Annotated in this window: 9 protein-coding genes; 8 read left to right on the top strand and 1 reads right to left on the bottom strand. The window is 45.0% G+C overall.

Annotation, left to right across the window (positions count from 1 at the left end; genetic code table 11):
- The 6 genes from Q0J48_RS06075 to tsaD form a co-directional block, all read left to right on the top strand.
- The coding region (locus Q0J48_RS06075) for a hypothetical protein (protein ID WP_296242519.1) at nucleotides 1–624 on the top strand (624 nt) is incomplete at its 5' end.
- 78 nt (nucleotides 625–702) lie between these two features.
- The gene (locus Q0J48_RS06070; protein ID WP_296242516.1) at nucleotides 703–2,043 is read left to right on the top strand and encodes a replication-associated recombination protein A; all 1,341 of its coding nucleotides are present in this window, start codon (nucleotides 703–705) and stop codon (nucleotides 2,041–2,043) included.
- A 1-nt stretch (nucleotide 2,044) separates the two neighbouring features.
- Nucleotides 2,045–2,497, top strand: coding sequence for a tRNA (adenosine(37)-N6)-threonylcarbamoyltransferase complex ATPase subunit type 1 TsaE (gene tsaE, locus Q0J48_RS06065; RefSeq protein WP_296242514.1), 453 nt, complete (start codon nucleotides 2,045–2,047; stop codon nucleotides 2,495–2,497).
- Complete coding sequence (gene tsaB / locus Q0J48_RS06060) at nucleotides 2,490–3,083, top strand: tRNA (adenosine(37)-N6)-threonylcarbamoyltransferase complex dimerization subunit type 1 TsaB (protein ID WP_296242512.1); 594 nt, start codon at nucleotides 2,490–2,492, stop codon at nucleotides 3,081–3,083. The genes tsaE and tsaB overlap by 8 nt, the downstream gene beginning before the upstream one ends.
- Before the next feature lie 11 nt (nucleotides 3,084–3,094).
- Nucleotides 3,095–3,514, top strand: a complete 420-nt coding sequence (gene rimI, locus Q0J48_RS06055) for a ribosomal protein S18-alanine N-acetyltransferase (protein ID WP_296242511.1) — start codon at nucleotides 3,095–3,097, stop codon at nucleotides 3,512–3,514.
- Nucleotides 3,515–3,526: 12 nt separating this feature from the next.
- Nucleotides 3,527–4,528 carry a tRNA (adenosine(37)-N6)-threonylcarbamoyltransferase complex transferase subunit TsaD gene (tsaD, locus tag Q0J48_RS06050; protein ID WP_296242510.1) on the top strand — a complete coding sequence of 334 codons (1,002 nt, stop codon included), beginning with the start codon at nucleotides 3,527–3,529 and terminating at the stop codon, nucleotides 4,526–4,528.
- A 19-nt stretch (nucleotides 4,529–4,547) separates the two neighbouring features.
- Here tsaD and Q0J48_RS06045 read toward each other — a convergent pair whose 3' ends face one another.
- The gene (locus Q0J48_RS06045) at nucleotides 4,548–5,450 is read right to left on the bottom strand and encodes a carbohydrate kinase family protein (protein ID WP_296242509.1); all 903 of its coding nucleotides are present in this window, start codon (nucleotides 5,448–5,450) and stop codon (nucleotides 4,548–4,550) included.
- Nucleotides 5,451–5,505: 55 nt separating this feature from the next.
- Between Q0J48_RS06045 and Q0J48_RS06040 the strand changes: the two genes are divergently transcribed.
- Together Q0J48_RS06040 and guaA are read left to right on the top strand one after the other, a co-directional pair.
- Complete coding sequence (locus tag Q0J48_RS06040; protein WP_296242508.1) at nucleotides 5,506–6,168, top strand: HAD family phosphatase; 663 nt, start codon at nucleotides 5,506–5,508, stop codon at nucleotides 6,166–6,168.
- A 28-nt stretch (nucleotides 6,169–6,196) separates the two neighbouring features.
- Nucleotides 6,197–6,849 (top strand): glutamine-hydrolyzing GMP synthase (gene guaA / locus Q0J48_RS06035; protein ID WP_296242507.1); only part of this gene is annotated, 653 nt, incomplete at its 3' end.

Genomic DNA, 6,849 nt, shown 5'->3' with positions numbered 1-6,849 from the left:
TGTGCGCTGGCACTGGCATTAGGAATGGCTGGATGTTCCGATAATAGTGAAGAAACATTGGCCAATGCCGAAAAAACGGTTACGAGTTATTTTGATGCGGTGCAGGCAGGGGATGTCAACCAGATGGATACGTATGTCGTGGATGATTTTTATGATCCGTTAGGCATTTATGGGATCCAGGATGAGATCGATGATTTATTGGAAGATCTAGATATGGGGGATTCTTTTGATGGCGAGGCCAGAGAATTTGTGAAGAATGCCGTCAGCGGTGCCGTTACAGAATATGAGATCACAAGTTCTGAAGCAGGGGAAGATGACACGGTCACGGTCGTGGTCAATGCGCAGGCAAAAGATTATGAAAATGTAGATCTGACCAGTGTAGAATCGGAATTGTATACTTTTACCGAAGATTATGCGACTGAAAATGCGGAACGTCTTTATCAAATCATGAATGAACAAGGTCAAGATGCGATGATGGAAGCGATGATGCAGGATATCGCCGGTACGATGTTTGACAGGATGGAAGAAGCGTTCCTGAGCGCAGAATCGAGTTCACTGACGATCAATTATGAATTGACCCAAGAAGATGGAACTTGGTTATTGAGTTCGGGTACGATTGCTTAAGATTCGATAAAAACAGGCCAGGAGGAATGAAACCTTCTGGCTTTTTTGGTGGAGTGATTGTGATATAATAATTGCATTATGAAACAGGAAGGTTTATTTCAAGCAGAGGATATCCGGCCGTTAGCAGATCGGATGCGCCCGGAATCTTTGGAGGAATATGTAGGACAAAAACAATTGATCTCTCAAGGCAGTCTTTTATGGAAGATGATCGAAAATGATAAAGTGACTTCGATGATCTTCTGGGGACCTCCCGGGGTCGGTAAAACGACATTGGCACGGATCATAGCCCATCAGACAAAGAGTTATTTTGTCGATTTTAGTGCGGTCACTTCTGGGATCAAAGAAATCAAGGAAGTTATGAAGCAGGCGGATACACGAAAGAATTTAGGACAGAACACGATCTTGTTCGTTGACGAGATCCACCGCTTCAATAAGGCCCAGCAAGATGCCTTTTTACCGTATGTGGAACGCGGCAGCATCATCTTGATCGGGGCCACAACGGAAAACCCCAGCTTTGAAGTAAACAGCGCCTTATTGTCGAGGTGCAAGGTCTTTGTGCTCAATTCTTTGGAAAAAGAAGATCTGTTGGATCTGATTGATCGAGCTTTAAGTTCCCCCAAAGGATTTGGCAATCTGGATATCGATATGGCCCAGGATGCCAAAGAAGCCATTGCGGAATTTGCCGGCGGAGATGCCCGTATTTGTTTGAATACTTTGGAGATGGTCGTCAACAATTCCCCGAGTGATATCGAAGGGATCCATGTCTCCAAAGAGATCCTTCAACAATGTCTTCAAAGAAGGACTTTGTTGTATGACAAAAAAGGGGAAGAACATTATAATGTGATCTCGGCTCTGCATAAAAGCGTTCGCAACAGCGATGTCGATGCGGCTTTATATTGGCTGGCCCGCATGCTGGAGGCGGGAGAAGATCCGCTTTATGTTGCCAGACGGCTGGTGCGTATGGCCAGCGAAGATATCGGTATGGCGGATTCTCGGGCTTTAGAGATCACAGTAGCGGCTTATCAGGCAGCGCATTTTTTAGGGATGCCGGAGTGCAATGTACATCTGGCTCATGCCGTGGTCTATCTCTGTCTGGCGCCCAAATCCAATTCGCTGGAAGTGGCCTATAATGCGGTCAAGGCCGATGCGATCAAGACCTTGGATCAGCCGGTGCCTTTGCATATTCGCAACGCACCCACTTCGCTGATGAAAGATCTTGGCTATAGCGACGGCTACGAGTACAGTCACGATTATGCGTATCATATGACGGATATGACTTGTCTGCCGGATGCTTTGGTGGGAAAGGAATACTATCATCCTTCGAATCAAGGTTCGGAGATCAAGGTCCAGAAGCGCTTGGCACAAATCAAAGCCATTAAGGCCAATTATCATAAGATTCGCAAACAGAAGGGAAAATAATATGAAATTTGAAATACATTCGATTGAAGAAACACAAAATTTTGCCCAAAAGATTGCCCGGCTTTGTCAGGGAAAAACGGTGTTGATCACGCTGGATGGCGATCTGGGAGCGGGGAAAACGACCTGGACCAAGGCTTTTGGGAAAGCTTTAGGGGTAAAAAACACGATCAATTCTCCTACTTTTACGATCTTGAAATCGTATAAACAAGCAGATGGAAAACCGCTGCATCATATCGATGCCTATCGATTGGAAGGAGCGAGTCAAGATCTGGGATTTGAAGATTGTTTTGATGAAGGGATCACCGTGATCGAGTGGTCTCATTTTATCGAAGATCAGCTGCCGGAAGATCACATCTCGATCGCTTTGGAAGAGGGCGTGGATGAAGATCGTACGATCACTTTAGAGGCGACGGGGAAAGAATCGCAGGCGATCCTGGAGGGATATCATGATTAGTTTATGTATGGACAGTGCTTATAAACAACTGGTTTTGGGACTATATAAAGAGGACACTCTTTTGGCCGGGATCAGTTTGGAAGCTTTCAAGAAACAAAGTGAAACGATCTTTGTAGAGTTAAACAAGATCTTAGAACAGGCGAACCTGGATTATAAAGCCATTGACCGGGTCGTGATCACAAGAGGACCGGGTTCATATACGGGGATCCGGATTGCGATGACGATTGCCAAAGTCTTGTGTTCGCAAATGCACAAAGAACTTTATACGATTTCGACGATGCAACTGTATGCCGGTTTGGAGCCTAGTGCCAATGTGATCCTGGATGCCCGCAGTCATCGGGCCTATGTAGCGCATTTGGAAAAGGGAAAGATCATAGGAAATACGCAGATCCTGGATCTGGAGGAAGCCAAGGACTTTTTGAAGGCGCATCCGGGAAAAGTATTTGGAGATGCTTTGTTGTCGGAAGTGGAACCTTCGGATTTCTTAAAGAATTTTATCGAATTAAAAGCAGAATATCAGAAGGTGGAAAATATCCATGCTTTGGTTCCTGACTACCTCAAAGAAAGTGATGCCTATAAAGTATGATGTTTGCTTCTATGGAAGAAAAGGACCTGGATCGGGTCTGTGATTTGGAAGTGCAGTGTTTTAAAAATCCCTGGGATCATAAACAATGTCTGTATGAACTGCAGGAAAATCCGTTTAGTCAAGGAATTCTCTTAAAATCGGGAGATCAAATCGTTGGCTATGCTTTTTTGTGGATCACTTTTGAATTGGCCCAGTTGGCACGCATTGGGATCGATCCTCAACTTCGTCAAAAAGGCTATGGAAAAATTTTGATGAAGCATTTGATCGAAACGGCACAAAGCCAAGGGTGCGATGTATTGACTTTAGAGGTCAGAGAATCTAATCAGGGAGCACGGGCACTCTATGAATCGGTAGGATTGATCGAGATCAATCGTTCGAAACAATATTATCCGGATGGAGAAGATGCCATTGTTTATTCAATGGGAATCTAGGAAGGAGACAAGATGATCGTATTAGGAATCGAGAGCAGCTGCGATGAAACGGCAGTTGCGTTAGTCAAAGATAAAAAAGAAGTCTTATCTTCGATCGTAGCCAGTCAGATCGATGTACATAAAGAATTTGGCGGAGTTGTGCCGGAAGTGGCAAGCCGCATCCATATCGAAAATATTTCTTATTGTATCGAAGCGGCGTTAAAAGAAGCGCATTGTACGATGGATGATGTAGATGTCGTGGCCGTGACCAAAGGACCGGGTCTGATCGGATGTCTGCATGTCGGGGTGCAAGCCGCTAAAACGTTGGCGTTTGCGTATCACAAACCTTTAGTGCCGGTCCATCACTTGGCAGCGCATATCTATGCCAATGAATTGGTCGTGGATTTGAAATATCCGTTGCTGGCCTTGGTTGTATCGGGAGGAAATACTGAACTGGTCTATATGAAAGATGAGACGAGTTTTGAGATCTTAGGGGAAACACAGGATGATGCGATCGGCGAAGCGTATGATAAGGTGGCTCGTGTGTTAGGGCTGGGTTATCCTGGCGGTCCCAAGATCGATAAGATGGCCAAAGAAGGGAACCCCGTCTATGAGCTGGCCAAGCCGAAGACCCAGGGCCGCTATGATTTTAGTTTTTCAGGTTTGAAAAGCAGTGTTCTTCAGTTTACCAAACGCATGGAACGCCAAGGAAAGACAATTGACCTCAATGATTTGGCTTGTTCTTTCCAGGAATGTGCCTTGGATGAAATCTTTTCCCGGATCCATTATGCGTTGGATGATCATCCGGAGATCCGGCACTTTGTCGTAGGGGGCGGGGTCAGTGCCAACTCGCGTCTTCGTGAAAAGGTTGAAGAGCTGAGAAAAGAGTATCCGAATATCACGTTTACGGTTCCACCGATGTCTTGTTGTACGGATAATGCGGGGATGATCGGTGTGGCAGGAACGATTGCCTATCAAAGCGGAAGAAGGGCGGATGACAGTTTAACGGCCGATGCGTCTTGGGAGATCCAATAAAATCAAAGAAGTCCAAAGATCAGATTTTGATCTCGGACTTCTTTTTTTGTACGGTTTCTAAAGAAGGAATGGAAGGCAAAGCGCCGATGGTCTCTGTGGATATGGAGGCGGTCAGACTGGCCATCTGGATCGCATTGGACAAAGAGAGTTTTTTTCCTAGAAAGTATGTAAAGGCACCATGAAAGATATCTCCGGCCCCTGTGGTATCGATCGTTTGGGCGGGATAAGCCGGTATGTGATGAAGGATGCCGTTTTCTTCATAGATGACACCGCGCTTTCCAATCGTGATCACGATGGTATGACTTGTGATCTCGTGGAGCTTGAAAAAGATCTGCTTTAAGGTTTCCGGCTCATCTAGCTTGATTTCTTTGTTGGTATAAGAGCGACTCAGATCTTCGGAACAGACAAAATAATCCACCAAGGATCCTACAGGTTTGGTCCAGGGACGGTAAGAACCGGCATCCATGATGGAGATCGCATGAGGATAGCGATGAAGAGCTTCGATCGCTGCTTTTGTTTCTCGGCCGTCGACCAGGATCAGGTCCGGATCGGTTTTTGGCCAAACGGGGTCAAAGGGCGTTTCCTCTAAGGGAGCGTTGAAAACGGTTCTTTCTCCGTTGGAAGTATTTGCGATCACGCAGCTGACACTGGTAGATACCTTGGGATCCACATAGATCGATTCTGTGGAAATACCTTCTTCCTGTATTTTGGAAAGAATCATTTGGCCCAAAGGGTCGTTGCCGACACGGGCAATCAAAGAGGTGTCGGCTTTCCATTTTGCCAAGAGAAAAGCGGCGTTGGAAGCAGGCCCTCCTGGACATTGAATGAGGTCCTGGATCATATATTTACGATTTTTTTGAATGGAGTGAGAAACGGGAAAATTCAAATCGTAAGCGGTTTGTCCAATGCATAAGATTTTCATAGTTTTATTGTATCATTCCCGGTATAATAATACAGGCGGGAAGGGAAGGAAATGTATGATAAAAGCAGTTATTTTTGATATGGACGGTTTGATGTTCAATACCGAAGTCATGTTCAAAAAACAATTTCGTGAAGCATTAGATTTTAATCATATCGATGCACCGGATTCTGTGATCGAGGAGATGATTGGCTGTGATTCCAGAAGGATCCAGATCTTTGAAGAAGAATATCCGGGCATTACCGAGGTCATGGCATATTGCCAAAAACATCGTGTTGAATACTTTTTTGATTTTTTTAAAGAGCCGGGCTCTGCCAATATGCCGGGATTACAGGAGCTGATTGAATATTTAGATCAAAAAAAGATCCCTTACGGCATTGCCTCCAGTTCGTATCCGGAAGATATTCGGCGATTTGTTGATTATGCGGGGTTCAAGATCTCTTATAAAACGTTGACCAGTTCGAAAGAAGGAATGCCTTCGAAACCGGCACCAGATATTTTCTTGGAAGCGGCCAGACGTCTTCAGGAAAAGCCGGAGGATTGTCTGGTGTTAGAGGACAGTAAAAACGGGATCATCGCAGCCAGCAGTGCCGGAATGCATTCGATCTTCGTGCCGGATCAGATTGTTCCGGATGAAGAGATGAAAAAATATATCCAAACGACATGTAAGAGCCTGAAGGATGTGATCCCGTATTTAGAAAATCAGGCACACATGATATAATGACAAGAGTAAAGTGAGGAAACAGAGGATGAAAAAAGAGCTAGTCATCGTTCTTGATTTTGGAGGACAATATAACCAGTTAGTGGCACGTCGTGTCCGCGAATGCAATGTCTATTGTGAGATCTATTCGTATAAGACGGATTTGGAAAAGATCAAAGCAATGGAACCAAAAGGCATTATTTTAACGGGGGGACCGAACAGTTGTTACAAAGCGGATTCGCCTACGTATTCTAAAGAGTTATTTGAGTTGGGAATCCCGGTATTGGGATTGTGTTACGGCGCTCAGCTGATGATGCATGTGCTTGGCGGAAAAGTAGAGAAAGCGGATGCCCGTGAATATGGAAAGACCGAAGTGATCGTGGATAAGACTTCTTCGAAGATCTTTGAAGGGGTTTCGAAAAATACGATTTGCTGGATGTCACACTTTGACTATATTTCTCAAGTTGCTCCAGGATTTGAAATCACAAGTCATACGGATAACTGTCCGTGTGCTTCGGCAGAAAATACGAAAGATCATTTATATGCGATTCAGTTCCATCCAGAAGTCCTGCATACCAAAGAAGGAACAAAGATGTTGTATAACTTTGTGCGGAACATCTGTGAATGTTCCGGGGATTGGCGCATGGACTCTTTCGTGGATGAACAGATCAAAGCCATTCGTGAAAAAGTGGGCGATGGAAA

The sequence above is a fragment of the uncultured Faecalicoccus sp. genome (genome assembly GCF_944325745.1).
GTDB lineage: Bacteria > Bacillota_I > Bacilli_A > Erysipelotrichales > Erysipelotrichaceae > Faecalicoccus.
Note: the sequence above shows the minus strand (reverse complement) of the source record. Positions and strands in the feature narration are given on the sequence as shown.